We start from the raw sequence: 19,966 nt of genomic DNA, 5'->3' as shown, positions 1-19,966 counted from the left end.
AGTAGGACTCCCGTTGTGGCAGACCTACCATGGCAGTATTCCCACTTCCCTCTGAGAGGAACGCTCATGGTCGACGCCGCCGTCCGTCCGAAGACGACTCGCACCTCCCCCGACTCCGCTGACGCCAACCCGCGTCTCGATGTCGCCCGCGTCAACGATGCCCTGATGGGTACGTGGGGTGACGTGCGTCGTCAGGCCCGCGAGATGATCAAGGACTCGGCGTTCTGGCGCAAGGACGAGCTCGGCAAGGACGAGCACCGTGAGCGCGTGCTCAGCCAGCTGCACCTGCTGGTGGAGAACAAGGCCGTGCACCGCGCGTTCCCGAAGTCGCTCGGCGGCGAGGAGAACAACGGCGCGAACATCGCGGGCTTCGAGGAGCTCGTGGTGGCAGACCCCAGCCTGCAGATCAAGTCGGGCGTGCAGTGGGGTCTCTTCGGATCGGCGATCCTGCAGCTGGGCACGGAGGAGCACCACGCGAAGTGGCTCCCCGGCGTGATGGACCTCTCGATTCCCGGCGCGTTCGCGATGACCGAGATCGGCCACGGCTCCGACGTCGCTGCGGTCGGCACCACGGCCACGTACGACCCGGAGACGGAGGAGTTCGTCATCAACACCCCGTTCCGCGGGGCGACGAAGGAGTACCTCGGAAACGCCGCACTGCACGGCGTCGCGGCGACCGTCTTCGCGCAGCTGATCACGAACGGCGTGAACCACGGCGTGCACTGCTTCTATGTGCCGCTGCGCGGTGAGGACGGGATGGATCTCCCCGGCATCGGCCGCGAGGACGACGGTCTCAAGGGCGGACTCAACGGCATCGACAACGGACGCCTCTCCTTCGACCGCGTGCGCATCCCGCGGACCAACCTGCTCAACCGTTACGGCGACGTCGCGGCCGACGGCACCTACTCCAGCGCGATCGACAGCCCTGGCCGCCGCTTCTTCACGATGCTCGGCACTCTCGTGCAGGGACGTGTGTCGCTCGACGGCGCGGCATCCTGGGCCTCTGCCCTCGGTCTGCACATCGCGATCACCTACGCCACCCAGCGCCGCCAGTTCGACGGGGCTGACGGGCAGGAGGTGGTGCTCATGGACTACGGCAAGCACCAGCGCCGTCTGCTGCCGCGCCTGGCCACCACCTACGCGCAGATCTTCGCGCACGACGAGTTCCTGCAGAAGTTCGACGGCGTCTTCTCCGGCCGGACCGACACCCCGGCGGACCGGGAAGACCTGGAGACCCTGGCGGCCGCCCTCAAGCCGCTGTCGACGTGGCATGCGCTCGACACCCTGCAGGAGGCCCGTGAGGCCACCGGCGGTGCGGGCTTCATGTTCGAGAACCGTCTGGTCGGGCTCCGTGCCGACCTCGACATCTACGTCACCTTCGAGGGCGACAACAACGTGCTGCTGCAGCTCGTCGGCAAGCGTCTGCTGACCGACTACGCGAAGCAGTTCCAGGGCAAGGATGCGGCGGCCCTCGCCAAGTTCGCCGTCGGCATGACCGCGGGCAAGCTGTTCCACGGTGCGGGCCTGCGTCAGCTCGGTCAGGCGGTCTCCGACTTCGGGCAGGTGAGCCGCTCGGTCGAGCGCGGTCTGCGCGAGGAGCAGCAGCACGATCTGCTCGCCGGGCGCGTGCAGCAGATGGTGGCCGACATCGCCTCGCGCCTCCGCCCCGGAGCGAAGGACAAGGCCCTCGGCGCCCGCCTGTTCAACGAGAACCAGGCCGAGCTCATCGAGGCCGCCCGTGCGCACGGAGAGCTGCTGCAGTGGGAGGCGTTCACCGACGCCGTGCACCAGATCGACGACGAGGACACCAAGAAGGTGCTCACGTGGTTGCGCGACCTGTTCGGCCTGCAGCTCATCGAGAAGCACCTCGCCTGGCACCTGATCCACGGACGTCTGTCGATGCAGCGCGGCGCGGCGGTGTCGAGCTACATCGACCGGCTGTGCGCTCGCCTGCGCCCGTACTCCCTCGACCTCGTCAACGCGTTCGGCTACGAGCCGGAGCACGTGCGCGCTCCCATCGCGAGCGGTCTGGAGAAGCAGCGGCAGGACGAGGCCCGCGCGTACTACGCCGACCTCGAGGCGAGCGGCCAGGCCCCCATCCAGGAGAAGGCGCTCAAGAAGAAGCAGCGCTGACGGGACGCGGCGGAGGCGATTCTCATCGGCGCTGTGTACTCTCGGCAGGTACCCGATCCGAGGAGTCCGAGATGTCTGCCGTGAACGCCTACGCCGCACCCCGTGAAGCAGCGCCCCTGGAGAGGACCGTCATCCAGCGACGCGAGCTCGGCCCGCTCGACGTGCTGATCGACGTCGCCTTCGCCGGCATCTGCCACTCGGACATCCACACCGTCCGGGGCGACTGGGGCCCGCAGCAGTATCCGCTCGCTCCGGGGCACGAGATCACGGGAACGGTCGCCGCGGTCGGCGAGGCCGTCACCCGGCATGCGGTCGGCGATCGCGTCGGCGTCGGATGCCTGGTGAACTCCTGCGGCGAGTGCCGCAACTGTCTGCGCGGCGAAGAGCAGTTCTGCACGCAGGGGGCCGTGCTCACGTACGGTGCCGTCGACCGTGACGGGACCATCACCCAGGGCGGTTACTCCGAGCAGGTCGTCGTCACCGAGGCCTTCGTGCTGCGCATCCCCGACGCGCTGCCGTTGGACGTCGCCGCACCGTTGCTGTGCGCGGGCATCACGACCTATTCGCCGTTGCGGCACTGGAACGTCGGGCCCGGGACCCGCGTCGCCGTCGTCGGTCTCGGCGGCCTGGGGCACATGGGCGTGCAGATCGCGCACGCGCTCGGCGCGGAGGTGACCGTGCTCTCGCAGACCCTCAGCAAGAAGGAGGACGGTCTGCGGCTCGGCGCCGACCACTATCGCGCCACGAGCGACCGGGAGACCTTCCGGGAGCTGCGCTCATCCTTCGATGTGATCCTCAACACCGTGAGCGCCGTGATCGACCTGCGCTCCTACCTGAGCCTGCTCGACGTCGGCGGAGCCATGGTGTGCGTCGGCGCTCCCGGCGAGCCCCTCGAGGTGGGAGTGATGTCGCTGATCGGCGGCCGGCGCTCGCTCGCCGGAAGCAACATCGGCGGCATCGGCGAGACGCAGGAGATGCTCGACTTCTGCGCGGAGCACGGCATCGCAGCGGAGATCGAGGTCATCCCCGCCTCCGAGATCAACACCGCCTACGAGCGCGTGCTGGCCTCCGATGTGCGGTACCGCTTCGTGATCGACGCGGCCACCTTCGCCTGAGCGCCCGGTGTCCGTCGTCGCGGATAGCCTGAGCGGATGATCTCTCTTCTCACGGGCCCCGACGCCCGCGACCGCTGCGCCTGGGTGGGCGATGACGACGAATACCGCCGCTACCACGACGAGGAGTGGGGCACGCCGCTGCACGGCGACCGTGCGCTGTTCGAGAAGATGGCGCTCGAAGGATTCCAGGCGGGGCTCTCGTGGATCACCATCCTGCGCAAGCGCCCGCGGTTCCGAGAGGTGTTCGAGGGGTTCGTGCCCGAGATCGTCTCGGAGTTCGACGAGTCCGACGTCGAACGGCTGATGGACGATGCCGGGATCATCCGCAACCGTGCCAAGATCGAGGCGACCATCGGCAACGCCCGCATCGTCCGCGGCATGGCAGAGGGGGAGTTCGACGAACTGATGTGGTCGTTCGCTCCGGCGCCCTCCGGTGCTCGACCGGCGTCGTTCGGCGAGGTCCCCGCAGTCACCGCGGAATCGACGGCGCTCAGCAAAGAGCTGCGGCGTCGCGGTTTCCGATTCGTGGGGCCGACCACGATGTACGCCCTGATGCAGTCGGGCGGGATGGTCGACGACCACATCGCCGGGTGTTGGCGGGCGTGAGCGGCTGAGCGCTGCGAAGAGGGCGTCGGGATCGTCGAGGCCCTCGATATAATCGGTGACCGGGGGGATCTTCCGGTGCCGTGTGCCGGAGGAGTGCAGGGCACGGTCTCCCCGACGACCGTGAGGAGCACGAGTGGCAACGCGCATGGCAGCGACACCGCCGACGCTGGCCGGTTACAGCTATGTGCGCCCGCTCGGTTCCGGTGGCTTCGCCGATGTGTTCCTCTACGAGCAGGACATGCCGCGTCGAGTCGCAGCCGTGAAGGTGCTGCTGGCCGATGCCGTGAACCCCGACGTGCTGCGCACCTTCAACGTCGAGGCCGACATCTCCGCCCGGCTGAGCGCGCACCCCTCGATCGTCACGATCTACCAGGCGTCGATCTCGGCCGACGGCCGCCCGTACTTCGCGATGGAGTACTGCCCCGACACGATGAGTGCGCGCTACAAGAAGGCGAGACTGCCTCTGGCAGAGGTCCTCGACATCGGTGTGCGCATGGCGGGTGCCCTCGAGACCGTTCACCGGGCGGGGCTGCTGCACCGTGACATCAAGCCGTCGAACGTGCTCGTCAACTCGCTCGGCGCCCCGGTGCTCGCCGACTTCGGGATCGCGGCCGCGGTGCTCGACGAAGGCGATGGCGAGACGATCGCGATGTCGGTGCCATGGAGCTCTCCCGAGGTGCTGCAGGAGCGCGTGTCGGGTTCGGTGCCGAGTGAGATCTGGAGCCTCGGCGCGACCCTGTACACGCTGCTCGCCGGGCGCAGCCCCTTCGAACGACCCGACCGGGGCTCGAACTCCCGCGATCAGCTCACCGAGCGGATCATCAAGGCTCGTTACACGGCGGTGCCCGTCGAGGGGATCCCCCCGATCATCGACGACATCTTCGCGGGCGCCATGCACCGGGATCCCGCCAAGCGGCCGGCCAGCATGGCGGAGTTCGCCGAGCGCCTGCGTTGGGCGCAGTACGAACTCGGAATCGCCCCCACCGCGTTCGAGGCGGCCTCTGCGGAATGGGCCGCCGCCGCCCCTGTGAGCTTCTCGGACTCCACCGTCCGTGGGCCGGTGATCACGACGGTCGCCCCGGATTCGCGGCGCGCAGTACGCGCCGCCCGCCCCCAGGCCGCACAGCGGGAGCGCGACGACCTTCCCTCGCCCTCACGCCGCAGCGGACGCTCGCCGCTCGTGATCGGCATCATCGGCGCGCTGATCGGCGCAGCCGTCATCGCCGGTGTCGGCACCGCCGTCCTGTTCCTCACCGGGGTCCTCTGATGGCGATCGGCGACCGCGACCGGGCGGACGCGAAACCGCGTCCGCGGGGGCGGCTGATCGCGGCGGTCTCGGCGGTCGCGACGCTCGGAGTCGTGCTCACCCTCGCGGTGACGGCCCAGGGGTACCAGTCGCAGGAGGTCCCGCGCCTCGAATCCTCGGTGTGGGTCATGCGCGACAGCGGTCAGTACGCGCGTGTGAACACCGAGCTCGCCGAGATCGACACGGTCCGCAACGTCGACGACCCCGAAGCGGTCTGGCAGAACGGCTCGACCGCGGTGCTCTACGCGCAGGGCAACAGACAGCGGTGGGACGTCGACCCTGCGAGCCCTTCCGATCTGCTCTCCGACTCTTCCGAGGAAGGAGCGCCGATCGCCTCGCAGCCGACCCCCGCCGGTACCAGGGAGATCGTCTCGGCCGGACCCTACGTGGCATATCGCACGGATACCGGGCAGGTCTCCGTGTCGACACTCGAGCCCGGGGCCGGCACAGCCCTCGTCGATCCGTTCGCGGAGGTCGAGGTCGAGAAGGGGGAGGATCCGCCCACGTACACGGCGGATGCGATCGGCCTCTCACCCGACGGTCTGCTGGTGCTGTACTCCGCAGACGAGGCCGCCGTGCGGCGCTTCGACATCCGTGAGCACCGGTTCCTCGGCGACTCCACCTCGGTGCCCGAAGCGCCCGAGGCCGGCGAGGGGCTGGCGCTCACCGTCATCGGCGACCGCTGGGCCATGCTGCGCCCGGGATCCGGCGAACTGTGGCTCTCCGGACGGGACCGACCGGTCGAACTCGACGTCGCCGAGGACGCGCTGCTGCAGGACGGTGCCGTATCGGGCGACGCGCTGATGATCGCGGATTCCGACGGACTCGTCTCCGTGGGGCTTTCTTCCGGCGAATCCGAGCGGGTCGCCGAGGCCACGGGCGTCCCGGCCGCACCGGTGACGGTCCGCGGAAAGGCCTACGCGGCGTGGCTCGACACGGGCGGCGGCACGCTGTGGACCGATGGTGAGACCGTGCCGCTGCGCGTGCCGGACGAGACGCTCGACTCCGCCACGATCGAACCCGTCTTCCAGGAGAACGGCGATCGCGCGGTTCTCACCGAGACCGGCACCGGCCTCATCTGGAACGCACCCGACGGCGTGCTCATCCCGCTCGAGCAGTGGAAGATCGAAGACGACACGGAGCAGCAGGAGGGCACGATCATCGTCGAGGATGTGGCGGAGCAGCTCCCGCCCGTCGCGGTCGACGATGCGTTCGGCGTCAGGGCAGGGCAGCAGGTCATCCTTCCCGTGCTCCTGAACGACCATGACCCGAACAAGAAGGACGTCCTCACGATCGACCCCGACTCCGTGTCGGGAGGACTCGCCGATCCCGCCTTCGGAGAGCTGACGCTCATCGCCAACGGGCAGTCGCTGGTCGTGAACGTGAAGGCCGGATCCGGGCAGACCAGCTTCACCTACGCCGTGACGGACGGTGCCGCGGTGTCGCCGCCGGCGACCGTGACGCTGACCGTCGTCGACGACGGCGTGAACTCCGCGCCCGTGTGGTGCGGTGTCGATGCCTGCAAGCAGGAATGGCCGACGCCGCAGCTCCTCGCGGGTGGAAGCACTGTCGTCTCCGCTCTCTCCGGGTGGGTGGACCCCGAGGGCGATGCCTTCGTGCTCAGCGATGCGTACGAGACCGACTCCTCCGCCCCGGTGATGGTGGTGCCGATGGCCGACGGCCGCGTCGCGATCCGCCACACCGACCCGAACGCCGCGGACGCGCAGATCTCCGTCACCGTCGTCGTCCAGGACGTCCACGGGGCGACCACGGAGAAGACCCTCGATGTCCAGGTGACCGGAAGCCCGGCCCTCCGAGCGTCGCCTGTCGCACTCACCGCCCGCGTCGGGGAGCAGCAGTCCATCCGGATCTCGGATCACCTCTCCGGCGGGTCGGGATCGTACCGACTGCTCGATGCCGTGCAGACGGCCGCCACGGCGCAGGGGCTGGAGGTGACACCGAACGCCGCTGCCGGCACGGTCGAGCTGACTGTCGCCCAACCCGGCCAGTACGTCGTCACCTACACCGCCCAGGATGTCTCGACTCAGGCGGAGCAGTCGGCGGTCATCCGCATCACCGCCGTCGACGGCTCATCCGGGCTCGCCATGGCACCGCTCACCGCGTTCGTGCGCGAGGGTGAGGACACGACGGTCGACGTCCTCGGAGCGGTGCAGAACACCACCGGCCGCGTCCTGATGCTGTCGGGGGCCGTGAGCTCCACGCCGCAGCTGAACGTGCGTGTCGTCGGCAACGAGAGCATCCGCGTCAACGGGACGACGGCGAGCGGTGAGCCGGGCGTCATCGGCAAGGCCACCGTGACCGTCGCGGACGGGTCCGGTGCCGCCGTCGAGGGGACCGTCACGGTCTTCCTGGCTCCGCCGTCGAGCGTCACGCGGCCGATCGTGTTCCCCGATGCGGTGACCGTGCGGGCGGGTTCGCTGACGCGCATCAACGTCACGGCGAACGACGTCGCTCCCCGCGGTGAGCCGCTCGTGGTGCTCCCGGAGGTGACCGGATCGGGAGAACCGGACGAACTCGTCTTCGCCGACCGCAACGCCCTGCGCTACCTGGCGCCGACCACCCCGGGGACCTACCGGCTCACGTACTCCGTCTCATTGGAGCGCAACCCGTCGCTGTCCGACAACGGCATCGTGACGGTGACCGTGCTCCCGCCCGGCACCAACCGCGCGCCCACGCCCATCACGCTCACCGGCCGTGTCCTGAGCGGGCAGACGGTGTCCCTGCGCGTGCCGACGACGGGGATGGACAGCGACGGCGACCGGGTGGTGCTCGCCGGCGTGGAGCAGCCGGAGAAGGGCGCGGGGACCGCGACGATCTCCGCGAGCGGTGAGGCCATCGTCTATCGCGCGCCTGCTGCCGGGGTGTCGGGAGGTCAGGTCTCGTTCCGCTACACCGTGCGCGACCCGCAGGGCGAAGTGGGGACCGGCGTCGTCCGGATCGGCGTGCTCGACGCCGATATCGACGATGCAGCGCCCGTGACGTTCAGCGACTACGTCCGCGTCGAGGCCGGATCGCGCACTCCCATCGTGCTGGATCCGCGCTCGAACGACCTCGACCCTGCGCAGAGTGAGCTCGAGATCACCGAGCTGGTGCCCAACGCACCGCCGGTCAAGGGGAACCCGCTGTACGAGCGGCTGAACGCGTTGATCGACTCCGACACCTCGCTGAAGGACGGCCGCGTGGTGCTGCGCGCCGGAGACACGGCGGGGACCAACTCGTACTTCTACACGGTCAAGTCGAAGCGCACCGGGAGCACCGCCCAGGGCCTCATCGTGGTCACGGTGACCGATGGTGCCGTGACCGACCAGCCGAGCGTGGCCGATACCGTCCTCACCGCGCGGGATCGCGACGATCTCGCCGATCGCGGCATCGACGTGGTCACCGACCGGGTGAGCTGGCCCTCGGGCGACGCGTCATCGCTCCGGCTGAGTCTGTGGGGCGACCGCCCGGGTTACACCGTGCAGGGCAACCGCATCGTCGGGACGGCCCCCCGCGAGGGAGCGCTGGTGCCGTTCCAGCTCACCGGGAAGTCGGGAGGGCGCGACATCGTCGCCTACGGCTTCCTCCGCATCCCCGCCTTCGACGACATGCAGGTGCAGCTCAAGCCGGGCGCCACACCCGTCGTGGTCGACGAGGACGCGTCCGCATCCTTCCGCGTGAGCGAGTACGTCGATCTGTCGTCCTCGGATGCCGTGGAGGTCGGGACGGGGCAGTTCACCGCGCAGCGCGCCGCGGCATCCTGCGCCGCGGAGGGCTCGAACGGCGCTGTGTATCGTGCGGGGCGCGAGGCACCGTGGTCGGACACGTGTCTGGTCCCTGTGCGGCTGAAGGGCCAGGAACGCTGGTCGTACATCGACGTGCCCGTCAGCATCCGTCCGGCTGAGCCGCAGCTGCTGCTCTCCTCGATCGCGCACACGATCTCCCCTGGCGCGACGGAGAGCATCGACCTCTACGCCAACATGGCGTCCTGGGAGGGCGGTCGCGAGGGCAACGTCGGGTCGCTCGAGTATCGGGTCGTGTTCTCGGGATCCGCGTTCATCGTCACCCAGAACGGGTCGAAGCTGACGGTCGAGGCTCGGGCCGACGCGCGGCCGGGCAACACCGAGAACATCAGCGTCACGGTGCCCCAGTACGGTCAGCCGTCGTCGTCGGTGCGTCTGGTCGTCGGTGCAGCTCCGCCCGATGCTCCCCGCGGAGCCACGTTCACGAAGCAGTGCATCGTCACGAGTGCGAACTGCTCGATCGACGTCGTCGATGTCGCGGGCGAGTACGACCCCTTCGCCGGGAAACCGGGGTCGGGCCTGCGGCTCGTGTCGCTCGGAGCGGGCGCGCGCTGCGACGTCGCCTCGATCTCGGCGTCCGGGAGCAAGGCCATCACCGCGAGCTGGGCAGGCGGCGGGCAGGCTCCCGGCGGGCAGTGCGTCATCCCCTTCGTCGTGTCGGATGCGCAGGGCCGCACCGGAACGGGAACCCTCACGCTCGACCTCCAGGGTTTCCCGCAGGCGCCGGCGAGCGTCACGACCGTCGGGTTCACCCGCACCTCCGTCGTGCTCGAGGTGCCGCTCGGCGAGGCGGGCAGGGCGCACCCGGCTGTCTCCGGCATGACGATCCTCCAGGACGGATCGCCCGCGAACGCGTCGTGCAGTCCGGCCGGTGGCGTCTACCGGTGTACGGTGAACGGTCTCGTCAACGGCGCACCCCACGCGTTCACCGCTGCCGCCGTGAACGCCGTCGGTACCTCTGCGTCGACGTCGCCGCACACCAGCTGGGCCTACGCGGCCCCGGTGGTCTCGAACGCGACGGCATCGCCGGTGTATCGTCCCGCGGTGTCGGACCGCGGACGCGCAGCCGTCGCGCTCTCGATCGACGCCACCGACGATGCGCTGTCCTTCCGGATCGAGGAGACGGGGCAGGTCATCAATCGCAACGGCGCGACGACGACGGCGGACATCGTGCTGACCCCCGGCGCGCAGACGATCACGATCGTTCCGATCAGCCAGTTCCAGCCGCCGACCGGTGGCGGGAACGAGGGCGGCGGGTTCCGCACATCGGTGACCGCGGCCGGCACCGTCTACTTCGACCCCGCCTCCACGCAGGCGAGTCCCGCGTCGAACACCTCGGTGAACGTCTCCGGCATCGCCGCACAGGCCAATGGGAGCGCGTCGGGAGTCGAGGTCGTCTATCTGGCGTGGCGTTCGGGCAATGCGAGCTGCAGCGCCGACGGGAACGGCCGTCTCTCCGTCTCCGGTGCCGAGGTGCAGTCCTCCTCGCCGTCCTTGCAGGGCCTGCAGCAATACCAGATGTACTCCGTCAAGGCCTGCGCATCCAACGGCTTCGGCGTCGCGGAGTCGTCGACGACGTCGGTCTTCACCTTCACGTTCGTCAGCGGACCCGGTGGCGACACGACCTACACGGTGGCGACCACGCCCACGCGCGACGGCAACCGGTACGACTACGGGCTGTCCTCCGCCCCGCGCATCGATGTCGAGGACGGCTTCGTGGCGCAGTACAACATGTACGGCGACTGGCGCCCCGACTTCAGCCTGAGCCCAGACTCGTCGCCCGGCCAGGTACGGGCGCGCGCCTGCCATGCCTCCCAGAGCGGATCGTGCTCCGGAGCGGTGAACATCACCGCGACGACGGCTCCCACCATCGTCAACGCCGTGTTCCGTCCCTGCATGCCGGCGCGGGAAGCAGACGTCGTCACCGTCTCGGGTGCTGCACGAGGGTCGTACACCTCCGTGGTCACTCCCGTGGTGGACACCCCCGGTGCCTTCGACGTGAAGGTCACCTGGAGCGGTGCCTACGCAACCCTGTCCCCGATCACCCATCGCGTCACGGGTCTGTGTCCCTGACGCGGGTCGCACGTCGAGCGCGTCCATGACCAATACTCTTGCTGTATGCCAGCCACCTCTGCCGCCCCTGTGACCATCGCTCCCGAACAGGCGTCCTGGTTCGCGGAGACGTTCTCGATCCTCACCGGCAACATCGAGCAGGCGATCCTCGGCAAGCGGCATGTGGTCGAGCTGGTGCTCGCCGCCGCCGTCAGCGGAGGTCATGTGCTCCTGGAGGACTTCCCCGGCACCGGGAAGACGGCGCTCGCCCGCGCGATCGGCCAGACCGTGAACGGCACGAGCACCCGCATCCAGTTCACCCCGGACCTCCTCCCCGGCGACGTGACGGGGATCACCGTCTACGACCAGAAGGAGGGGACCTTCGAGTTCCACGCCGGTCCCGTGTTCGCGAACATCGTGCTCGCGGACGAGATCAACCGCGCGAGCCCGAAGACGCAGTCCGCGCTGCTCGAGGTCATGGAAGAGGGAACGGTCACCGTCGACGGCGTGACGCGACCGGTCGGTGCGCCGTTCCTCGTGATGGCCACGCAGAACCCCATCGAGCAGGGCGGCACATACCGTCTGCCCGAGGCGCAGCTCGACCGGTTCATGATCAAGACGTCCATCGGCTACCCCGATGAGGCGGCGACCATGCGCATCCTGCAGGGTGCGGGCCGGCCCACGCAGGTGCTGGACGGCATCGTCGGCACCGACACCATCCTCACGATGGGGGAGATGTCGCGCGGCGTGTACGTCAACCCGCTCGTCTCGGACTACATCATGCGCATCGTCGACGCCACCCGTCGGGCGTCCGAGGTGCGCCTGGGCGCCAGCGTCCGAGGTGCCCTCGCGCTCTCCCGCCTCGTCATGACGTGGGCCGCCAAGAACGGTCGCACCTTCGTGACGCCCGACGACGTGCGCGAGCTCGCCGTGGTGGCGCTCGCACACCGTCTCGTGCTCGAGCCGGAAGCCGAGTTCGACGGGGTGACCGCCGTGGCCGTCGTCGGGCAGATCCTGCTCGACGTCGAGCCACCGCGCGAGAACGGCACTGCGTGAGCTTCAGCACCGAATCCCGCGTCACCCGCACCGCGGCACGCACGAGCACGTCGACGCGCACGAGCACCGTCACGCGGTACGACACGACGCGCCGCGGACCGGTGCGCGGTGCCGTGTTCGGTGTGCGCCGCGCGGCACGCAACACCGGACGTGCGCTCAGAGCCGCCAGCGCCTGGGTGCGCGAGACGGTCACGGCGGCGGGGATGCTGGTGGCTGTCGCCCTCGTGCTCGGGATCGCGGCGGGGATGCTCTTCGGATGGGTCGAGGCGTGGGCGGTGGCCGCGATCGCGACGGTGCTGCTGCTCGTCTGCATCCCCTTCATCCTGGGCGCCCATGACTACCGGATCGACCTCGCGCTCGATCGCGATCGTGTGGTCGCCGGGGCCGAGATCGGTGCCACCCTCGACGTGCGGAACAACGGTGCCCGTCTCTCGCTGCCCGGGATCGTCGACGTGCCGGTGGGGGAGGGCCTGGTCGAGGCGCATGTGCCGCTGCTGCGTCCTGGAGCACACCACCGTGAACAGCTCACGATCGCCGCGCACCGCCGAGGTGTCATCGATGTCGGGCCCATGACGATCACCAGGGGCGACCCGATCGGCATCCTCCGGCGCGAGCTGCGCTGGCCCGACGTGCAGCGCATCCATGTGCATCCGGTGACCGTGCGCCTGCCGAGCACCAGTGCCGGGCTGATCCGCGACCTCGAGGGCACGCCGAGCACGACGCTGGTCGATGCCGACCTCTCCTTCCATGCCGTCCGCGAGTACGTCGTCGGCGACTCCCAGCGACATGTGCACTGGAAGTCGACCGCCAAGACCGGCACGCTCATGGTGCGTCAGTACGAAGAGTCCCGACACGCGCGCATCGCCATCATCCTCGACCTCGACACCGAGTCGTACGAGAGCGACGACGAGTTCGAGAACACCGTCAGCGCCGCAGCATCCCTCGCGCTGCAGGGCGTGCGCGACGGCCGCGACGTGCTGTTCTCGGTGAGCAACGAGATCCCGGAGCAGAGCCGCACCGAAGTGCTCTCGATCCGTACTCTGCCGACCGTCACCCCCAAAGCCCTGCTCGACGCCACCTCGACGATCGATCCGGCGGATCGCGTCATGCGGCTCGAAGCCGTCGCGGCTCTGACCGCGCAGTCGTATCCCGACCTGTCGATCGGCTTTCTGCTCACCGGCTCGCGGATGCCGCTTGAAAGGCTCCGTCATGCGGCGGTCAAGCTTCCGGCTGCCGTCGAGGCCGTTGCCGTGCGCAGCGAACTCGGCGAGCAGCCGACGATGCGCACGGCGCGTGAGCTCGCGGTGATGACGCTCGGTGCACTCGGCGACCTCCCGCAGATGCTCGCTCGGGGAGCCCTCCGATGAGCGCTGGGGGACGGAAGCGCGGTATCGCTCGGTCGCACCGCTCGCTCGTCCCGTCGGCGCTGACCCTGTGGTCCCTGGGATACGTGCTGGTCGGCGTGCTGCTCGCGACCGCCGCCGCCTGGCCCGTGTACGGATCACCTCGTGCTCTGGTGGTCGGGCTCGTCGGCGGCATCCTCGGCATCGCCGTGGCCGTGACAGCCCGAGCGCTGCGCTGGGGCACGCTGGTCGCCGCGCTCGCCGCCGTCGGCGTCTACCTGCTGGTGTCGGTGCCGCTGGCCGTTCCGTCGGCCCTCTCCTCCGTTCCGGCGTTCCTCGGAGGGCTTCGCGATGCGGTGCTCGGAGTGGTCGTCGGGTGGAAGCAGATGCTGACGCTGAACCCGCCGTTGGGCGAGTATCAGGCCGTCCTCATCCCGTTCCTGATCGTGATGCTCTTCGGTTCGTTCCTCGCAGCCCTCCTCGTGCTCGAGTCGGGGCGACGCGCCGCGATCGCCGTTCCGGTCGTGGCGGCGATGAGCATCTTCGGCATCGCCTTCGGTATCAGCGGCACCTCGTCGTCGATCACCGTGGCGGGAGTCGTCCTTCCGGCGCCGCGCGAGTGGCTGATCGGCGTGGCGCTGTTCGTGGCCTCCGTCGCCTGGCTCGTCGGCCGCGCGCGGCTGCAGCGCGCCGAAGCCCTGCGCGCGGTCGCCGCAGCGAACATCTCCCGGCGTGCGACTCCGGCGTGGCTGACCGTGCGTCGCCATCTGCTCTCGGCCGCCCTCGTCGTGGTCGCACTCGTCGCCGGCTTCGCGATCACCCCGGTCGCCGCGGGGTGGTCCGACCGGTCGGTGCTCCGGGACGAGATCGAACCCATGATCGTCGTGCAGCAGCAACCCAGCCCGCTCAGCTCCTATCGCTCCTGGTTCGCCGGTGACCAGCTCGATGCGACGGTTCTGCAGCTCGAGGGCGACTCCGGTTCCCTCGACCGCGTGCGTCTTGTCACCCTCGACTCCTACGACGGCGAGGACTTCCACGTCGCCGCGGACGATCGCTTCAGCCGCCTGCCGCGCACCGCGCCTGCCGCGGCCGACCGGGTGACGCTCGACGTGACGATCGGCGAGGCCTACCGTGGCATCTGGGTGCCCTCGCCGTCCGGTCTGGCCGAGGCACCCCACTTCTCCGGTTCTCGTGCCGACGAACTCGCCGACGGCTTCCACGTGAACGCCGGTGGCGACACGGCGATCACCGTCGCAGAGGCGCCAGATGGCGGGGAAGGCCTCGTGCCCGGCGATCGCTACACCGTGCTCCTCGACGCTCCGGGGAAGCCCGCCGACGTGACCGCATTCCAGGGCGGGGCGTCGAACCTCGACACCGATCTCTATCCGGCGCTCGCCGAGTGGGCCGAGATGCAGGATCAGCCGCGCACCGGAGCCGGCTACCTCGAGCTCATCGAGCGCCTCCGAGACCGCGGGTACCTCAGCCACGCGCTGCTGGACGACGAAGCGGCTGCGGGGTGGATCGCGTCGCTCAAGGGGGGCGAGGGCTACGCCTTCGCTCCGAGCTACGCCGGTCACTCCGCCGCCCGCATCGAAGAGCTGTTCACCGATCTGATCGAGCAGGAGCGACGGGCCGGAGCGGACGCCGCCCCGGAGATGCTCGTGTCGGCTGTGGGAGACGACGAGCAGTTCTCCGTAGCGGCCGCGCTCCTGGCCGAGCACTGGGGTCTCGAGTCCCGCGTCGTGCTCGGTGCACGACTCAGTGCTGCCGAAGACGTTCCGGGTGTTCCCTCCTGCGCGCAGGTGTGCACCGGCGCGAACATGACCGCCTGGGTCGAGGTGCGCAGCCAGGGCGGGGAGTGGGCTGCCGTCGACACGACCCCCCAGTACGCGATGCTGCCGAGCTCCATCACCGAGGGCGAGCAGCTTCCCGAGCACCCGACCGTGCCGGAGCAGCCACGCTCCGAGGCTCTGGATCCTCCTCAGGCGCAGAGTGACTCGAACAACGATGCGCCGCCGCTCGAGGACTCGCAGTCCGAGGTGCTGGCGATCCTGTTGCCGATCCTCTCCGCCATCGGTCTGAGCCTGCTCGCGCTGGTGCTGCTCGTGCTCCCGTTCCTGGTGCTCCTGCTCGCCAAACGTCAGCGCGCGCGTGTCCGGCGTACGGCGGAGGAACCCGAGGTGCGCCTCGCCGGAGCCTGGGAAGAGCTCGCCGACGTCTACGCCGACCATGGCGTGGACATGTCGTCGCAGGGCACACGCTCCCAGCGTGCGCTGTCGAGCGAGCGCCCGGCAGCGGCGAGGTTGGCCGTGCTCGTCGATCGCGCCGTCTTCGCCGAGCATCCGCCCACGGACGAGGACGCGACCGCCGCGTGGAAGATCGTCGACGCCGAGCGCACGGAGCTCTCGCACACCGGGAAGTGGTGGCACCGGCTGATCATGCGCGTGCGACCGACATCGTTCATCGTGAGGGCGAGGACAGCAGACGGGATCCGCTTTCCCGGAGCCGGGCCCGTGCTCGGTACGCTCGGACTGACCGGTTCGCTCGGCGGCCGGAAGAAGGGGGACTCATGACCGCGCCCGCAGACAGCGGCCTCGCCACGGTGCTCGTCATCGTCGGCGGTCTCGGACTGCTCATCGGCATCGTCGTCTACGTCTGGTACGCGTACGCCCTGTCACGCCTGTTCCCGCGCATCGACGGTGAAGGCTGGAAGGGATGGGTCCCCGTTCTCAACGAGGCCGAGATCCTGGCGAGGGGTGGAGTCCCGGCCTGGTCGGTGGTGTTCTACTTCATCCCGCTGGTGCAGCTCTACGGTCTGTACCTGAAGATCGTCGCCACCCACCGCATCAACCAGCGCTTCGGCCGTGGCGCGGGCATGACCGTGCTCGCCATCCTGCTCCCACCTGTCTGGGCGACCGTGCTCGCCTGGGGAGCCGCGCCGTATCCGGAAGGCGACCGTCTCGCCGCCCTTCAGCCGGGGCCGCGTCGTAGCGCACCTCCCGCCGCCGCACCGGCACGGGACGCCTCGGGCTACACGATCCCCTCCCTTGCACCTTCTGGGAGTGGCCAGGCGGATGCTCCCGCGCTCGTCTTCCCCGACTACGCGCCGCCGTCTCGGACGCCGGGGACGGATGCGGGGGCGTCGGGACCGACCGACGTCCCTGCGTCCCCGGCCCCGTCCGTCTGGGGCGCGCCTGCGCAGCCGCCGCAGCCGCAGCAGTTCGTCTCCCCGCCACCGGTCGTCGATCCTTCCGTCCGGTCGTTCGCGCCGCCGCCCGTGCAGCCCGCTGCACCTCAGCCCGCTGCACCTCAGCCCGCCGCCGAGCAGCCGCCGACACCGCGGCCGGTCGCTCCGTTCGCGCACCCGGGCTCCGCACCGCTCCCGGCCGCGCCCGGCGAGGCGCATCCGCCGACGGGGATCATGGCCGCCATGGGCGGCGCTCCTGTGGCGCCGGCCGCCACCGCCGACGTGCACCCTGCTGCTCCCGACCAGGTCGCCGCTCCGGAAGCGCCGGCCCCACAGGTTGCTGCCACGCCGCTGTTCATCGAAGTCCCTTCCTCCGATCCGTCCACGTCGGTGTTCGAGCCGGTCCCGCGACCGGCCCCGACCACCGATGTCGAGCCGGTCGCTCCCGTCGACGTGTCCGGTCCCGAGGTATCCGAACCGGTGACGCCCGCCGAGCCGCAGCGGGTCGTGCGCTCGGTCCCTCCGTCGTTCCGGGAGGGAGGAGTCCAGGATGCCGAGCCGCAGGCGCCGACCATCCGCCCGGCTCCCGTCCCGTCCGTCGATCGCTCACCCGCTGCCGAACCCACGGCGTCGGTGCCCGCCCCCGAGCTGCCGGTTGCTCCGGTCGCCTCCGTCGACCCCGCACCCATCGACGCGCCCGCAGCGCCGTCGGCAGGGTTCCCGTCGGCCGCACCCGCTGCCCCTCTCGTGCCGGCCGCACCCGTCGCCCCGGCCGCACCCGTTGCCCCGCCCGCATTCGCTGCCGGCGGACTGACCCCCGAGGTCGACGCGACGGTCGTCACGCCGCGTCCGACGGATGACGACCTCGACGCCACGGTCGTCGTCGCTCGCAAACGCGGGGTGCGTCGTGTGCTCGTGCTGGACGATGGTCGGCGGTTCTCCCTCTCGGGTGCGAGCGTCGTGATCGGGCGCAACCCGGTCGGCGACCCCGGCGAGCAGCGGCTGGCGATCTCCGACACCACCCGCACACTGTCGAAGACGCATGCCCGGCTCGTCGTGCAGGAGGACGAGTGGCGCCTGACAGACCTGCACGCGACGAATGGTGTCGTGGTCGTCGCCGACGACGGTGCGGAGATGCTCCTCGACCCCGGGGAGAGCGTCGTCGGCACCGGGCGCTTCATCCTGGGCGAGGTCGGCATGCACGTCGTCGCGGAGCGCGATTCGTGATGATCTCCTCCGTCGTCCTCAACGTCGCGTCGCTGACCGATACCGGACTCACGCGCACGGCGAACGAGGACTCGGTGCTGGAGGCATCGCCGGTCTTCCTCGTGGCGGACGGCATGGGTGGGCATGAGGCAGGCGACAGGGCGAGCGCGGCCGTCGTCGCGGCGTTCGAGCCGCTGCGAGGGCGGACGGTGGAGATCGACGACGTCCGCGATGCGCTGAGCCGTGCGGCCGCCGTCGTCGAAGACATCGCCGCCGAGCACCGACGCGGGGCAGGCAGCACGGTGACGGGCGTCGCCCTCCTGGAGCACGAGGGTGCGCCGCATTGGCTCGTCTTCAACGTGGGCGACTCCCGGGTGTACCGGCACCATGGCAACGAGCTCATCCAGCTCACGATCGACCACTCCCTCGGGCAGGAGCTCGTCGACGCGGGTGAGCTGCGTGCGGAGGACCTCGCATCGTTCTCGCAGCGCAACGTGATCACCCGTGCCATCGGCGCGCCCGACAGCACCGCTGATAGCTGGTTGCTGCCGGTCGTCGACGGCGAGCGACTGCTGCTGTGCTCCGACGGCCTGAGCGGGGAGGTCAGCGACGAGGCCATCCGGGCGACGCTGACGATGAACGGACGGCCCGAGTCGGCGGCCACGGCGCTGGTCCGCCGTGCGCTCCAGGCCGGAGGCCGCGACAACGTCTCGGTGATCGTGATCGACGTCGTCTCCGGCGGCGCCCGCACGCGCCCCGACGACAGCACGGGCGGTCGGATCGCCGCATCCGCGCTCACCGATTCGATGCTCGAGGGCACGACGATCCCGGTGCGGGCGCGATGACCGACGAGACCGCGGGGGAGGGCGAGGAGACGGTCGTGCTGAGCCGTCGAGACCGGCGTCGTGCCGGCGCGGCCTCCGATGCCGCGGTCTCCGGTGCCGCTGTCTCCGAAGGCACCGAAGAGCAGCCGCCTGCGGATCCTGACGAGGCCACCATCGTGGTGGATCGCGCGAAGCCCACCGCGAAGCCCACCCCGCAGGCCGCGTCGGACGCCGAGCCTGCGTCGGCCGACGACCCGGCCGAGCCAGACACATCGTCCGGCGACCCGGACGATGACGCCTCGGACGCACCCGATGGGGCGGGAGCAGCGGAACAGGTCGACGCCCGAGCGGACGAGCCTGACGCTGACCCGCTCGACGAAGCCACCGTCGTCGTCGACCGGGCGGCGGCACCGAAGGCCGACGCCCCCGACGAGGCCACCGTCGTCGTCTCACGACCTGCCCGGCGCCTGCGGCGGAAGCGAGTGGATTCGGCAGATACGGTGGACTCCGCGCACGAGAAGACCGCGGTCACCCGGCGGGTCGAGTCGTTCGCTGCGCCCACCGAGGGTCCTGCTCCCGCGATCTACAAGCCGCGACCAGCCCCGCTCGTCCCCGTCGCGCCGCCGGTCGTGGTCGGGGCTGCCGCACCCACGCGTGTCGAAGACCCGGGGCTGCCATCGGTCGCGAAGCAGGGGCAGCGCTGGAGCCTGCTCACCCTTGCTGCCGCTGCCGGTGCATGTGTCGTATCGGTCGTGGGTCTCGTGGCGCTCGGCTTCGTCGTCTTCGGCTGAGAGTCGCTTCCGTCGACAGCAGACCTCGGGGTGAGAGCGTCGCCGCGCTCAACCGCGGTGCCCTCCCACAGGACGTTGTGCAGACAGCGGCCCGTGGAGCGACTGGGCCTTCCAGTTCAGGATGAGCAATGTCTCGAGCCCTGCCGACAGCGCGACGGCATAGAGCACGAGCACGAGCCATCCCGTCGAACCGATGGCGGTGATCGCCGAGAAGACCATCGCGAAGACGACGACAAGCCCGATCAGAGCGATCATGCGGTCGGCCGCCGCGCTGCTCTCGGTGTGGCCGCCGCGCCGAGCAATCGCGAACGCGCGCCACGCGGCCACGACGAAGCCGAGGCTGAGAAGCAGGTTGCTCGGAAGTGAGACCATGCCCGGGGCGGCGGTGTTCTTCCAGAGGTCCAGAGTCACCAGCACTCCGATCGCGGACACGATCGCGAGAACGATGGCGATGGTTCCCCGAACTCGCGCGGCACGACGTACTGCGTCGTTCGCGGAACTCCCTGGTGACGTCATCCGTTCCCTCCCGGCGAGGCGTTCTTCA

12 protein-coding genes are annotated in these 19,966 nt (G+C 70.0%); 11 read left to right on the top strand and 1 reads right to left on the bottom strand.

Features of this window, described 5'->3' with window-relative positions; genetic code table 11:
• The first annotated feature begins 66 nt into the window (after positions 1-66).
• The 11 genes from RN51_RS12350 (at position 67) to RN51_RS12300 (ending at position 19,422) form a co-directional block, all read left to right on the top strand.
• Positions 67-2,133 (top strand): acyl-CoA dehydrogenase, encoded by a 2,067-nt coding sequence (locus tag RN51_RS12350; RefSeq protein WP_045264313.1) that lies wholly within the window; start codon positions 67-69, stop codon positions 2,131-2,133.
• 71 nt (positions 2,134-2,204) lie between these two features.
• Entirely contained in the window at positions 2,205-3,248 is a 1,044-nt protein-coding gene (locus tag RN51_RS12345) for an NAD(P)-dependent alcohol dehydrogenase (RefSeq protein ID WP_045264312.1), read from the top strand.
• A 36-nt stretch (positions 3,249-3,284) separates the two neighbouring features.
• On the top strand, positions 3,285-3,854 hold the full coding sequence (locus RN51_RS12340) for a DNA-3-methyladenine glycosylase I (RefSeq protein WP_045264311.1): 570 nt from the start codon (positions 3,285-3,287) through the stop codon (positions 3,852-3,854).
• A 133-nt stretch (positions 3,855-3,987) separates the two neighbouring features.
• Entirely contained in the window at positions 3,988-5,121 is a 1,134-nt protein-coding gene (locus RN51_RS12335; RefSeq protein WP_331454248.1) for a serine/threonine-protein kinase, read from the top strand.
• Positions 5,121-11,036: an Ig-like domain-containing protein gene (locus RN51_RS12330; RefSeq protein WP_045264309.1), complete on the top strand. Its 5,916-nt coding sequence runs from the start codon at positions 5,121-5,123 to the stop codon at positions 11,034-11,036. The genes RN51_RS12335 and RN51_RS12330 overlap by 1 nt, the downstream gene beginning before the upstream one ends.
• A gap of 69 nt (positions 11,037-11,105) precedes the next feature.
• Positions 11,106-12,071, top strand: coding sequence for an AAA family ATPase (locus RN51_RS12325; protein WP_045264389.1), 966 nt, complete (start codon positions 11,106-11,108; stop codon positions 12,069-12,071).
• On the top strand, positions 12,068-13,438 hold the full coding sequence (locus RN51_RS12320) for a DUF58 domain-containing protein (protein WP_045264308.1): 1,371 nt from the start codon (positions 12,068-12,070) through the stop codon (positions 13,436-13,438). Before RN51_RS12325 ends, RN51_RS12320 begins: the two co-directional genes overlap by 4 nt.
• Positions 13,435-15,987 carry a transglutaminase domain-containing protein gene (locus RN51_RS12315; protein ID WP_052674708.1) on the top strand — a complete coding sequence of 851 codons (2,553 nt, stop codon included), beginning with the start codon at positions 13,435-13,437 and terminating at the stop codon, positions 15,985-15,987. The genes RN51_RS12320 and RN51_RS12315 overlap by 4 nt, the downstream gene beginning before the upstream one ends.
• Complete coding sequence (locus tag RN51_RS18040) at positions 15,984-17,828, top strand: DUF5684 domain-containing protein (protein ID WP_052674707.1); 1,845 nt, start codon at positions 15,984-15,986, stop codon at positions 17,826-17,828. The genes RN51_RS12315 and RN51_RS18040 overlap by 4 nt, the downstream gene beginning before the upstream one ends.
• Entirely contained in the window at positions 17,828-18,652 is an 825-nt protein-coding gene (locus tag RN51_RS12305; protein WP_045264307.1) for a PP2C family protein-serine/threonine phosphatase, read from the top strand. Before RN51_RS18040 ends, RN51_RS12305 begins: the two co-directional genes overlap by 1 nt.
• Positions 18,649-19,422 (top strand): hypothetical protein, encoded by a 774-nt coding sequence (locus RN51_RS12300; protein WP_045264306.1) that lies wholly within the window; start codon positions 18,649-18,651, stop codon positions 19,420-19,422. Before RN51_RS12305 ends, RN51_RS12300 begins: the two co-directional genes overlap by 4 nt.
• 48 nt (positions 19,423-19,470) lie before the next feature.
• Here RN51_RS12300 and RN51_RS12295 read toward each other — a convergent pair whose 3' ends face one another.
• The gene (locus RN51_RS12295; RefSeq protein WP_045264305.1) at positions 19,471-19,938 is read right to left on the bottom strand and encodes a hypothetical protein; all 468 of its coding nucleotides are present in this window, start codon (positions 19,936-19,938) and stop codon (positions 19,471-19,473) included.
• Positions 19,939-19,966: the final 28 nt, after the last annotated feature.

It is taken from the genome of Microbacterium oxydans, assembly GCF_000956405.1.
In the GTDB taxonomy this organism is placed as follows: Bacteria; Actinomycetota; Actinomycetes; order Actinomycetales; family Microbacteriaceae; genus Microbacterium; species Microbacterium oxydans_C.
The sequence above is the reverse complement of the archived record's forward strand: the minus strand, read 5'-3'. Positions and strand labels throughout refer to the sequence as shown.

Bases quoted from the DNA above. Each gene is read 5' to 3' on its own strand.
- RN51_RS12345 (WP_045264312.1), top strand. From the start codon at position 2,205: ATGTCTGCCGTGAACGCCTACGCCGCACCCCGTGAAGCAGCGCCCCTG.
- RN51_RS12340 (WP_045264311.1), top strand. From the start codon at position 3,285: ATGATCTCTCTTCTCACGGGCCCCGACGCCCGCGACCGCTGCGCCTGG.
- RN51_RS12350 (WP_045264313.1), top strand. From the start codon at position 67: ATGGTCGACGCCGCCGTCCGTCCGAAGACGACTCGCACCTCCCCCGAC.
- RN51_RS12295 (WP_045264305.1), bottom strand. From the start codon at position 19,938: ATGACGTCACCAGGGAGTTCCGCGAACGACGCAGTACGTCGTGCCGCG.
- RN51_RS12330 (WP_045264309.1), top strand. From the start codon at position 5,121: ATGGCGATCGGCGACCGCGACCGGGCGGACGCGAAACCGCGTCCGCGG.
- RN51_RS12315 (WP_052674708.1), top strand. From the start codon at position 13,435: ATGAGCGCTGGGGGACGGAAGCGCGGTATCGCTCGGTCGCACCGCTCG.
- RN51_RS12300 (WP_045264306.1), top strand. From the start codon at position 18,649: ATGACCGACGAGACCGCGGGGGAGGGCGAGGAGACGGTCGTGCTGAGC.
- RN51_RS18040 (WP_052674707.1), top strand. From the start codon at position 15,984: ATGACCGCGCCCGCAGACAGCGGCCTCGCCACGGTGCTCGTCATCGTC.
- RN51_RS12305 (WP_045264307.1), top strand. From the start codon at position 17,828: ATGATCTCCTCCGTCGTCCTCAACGTCGCGTCGCTGACCGATACCGGA.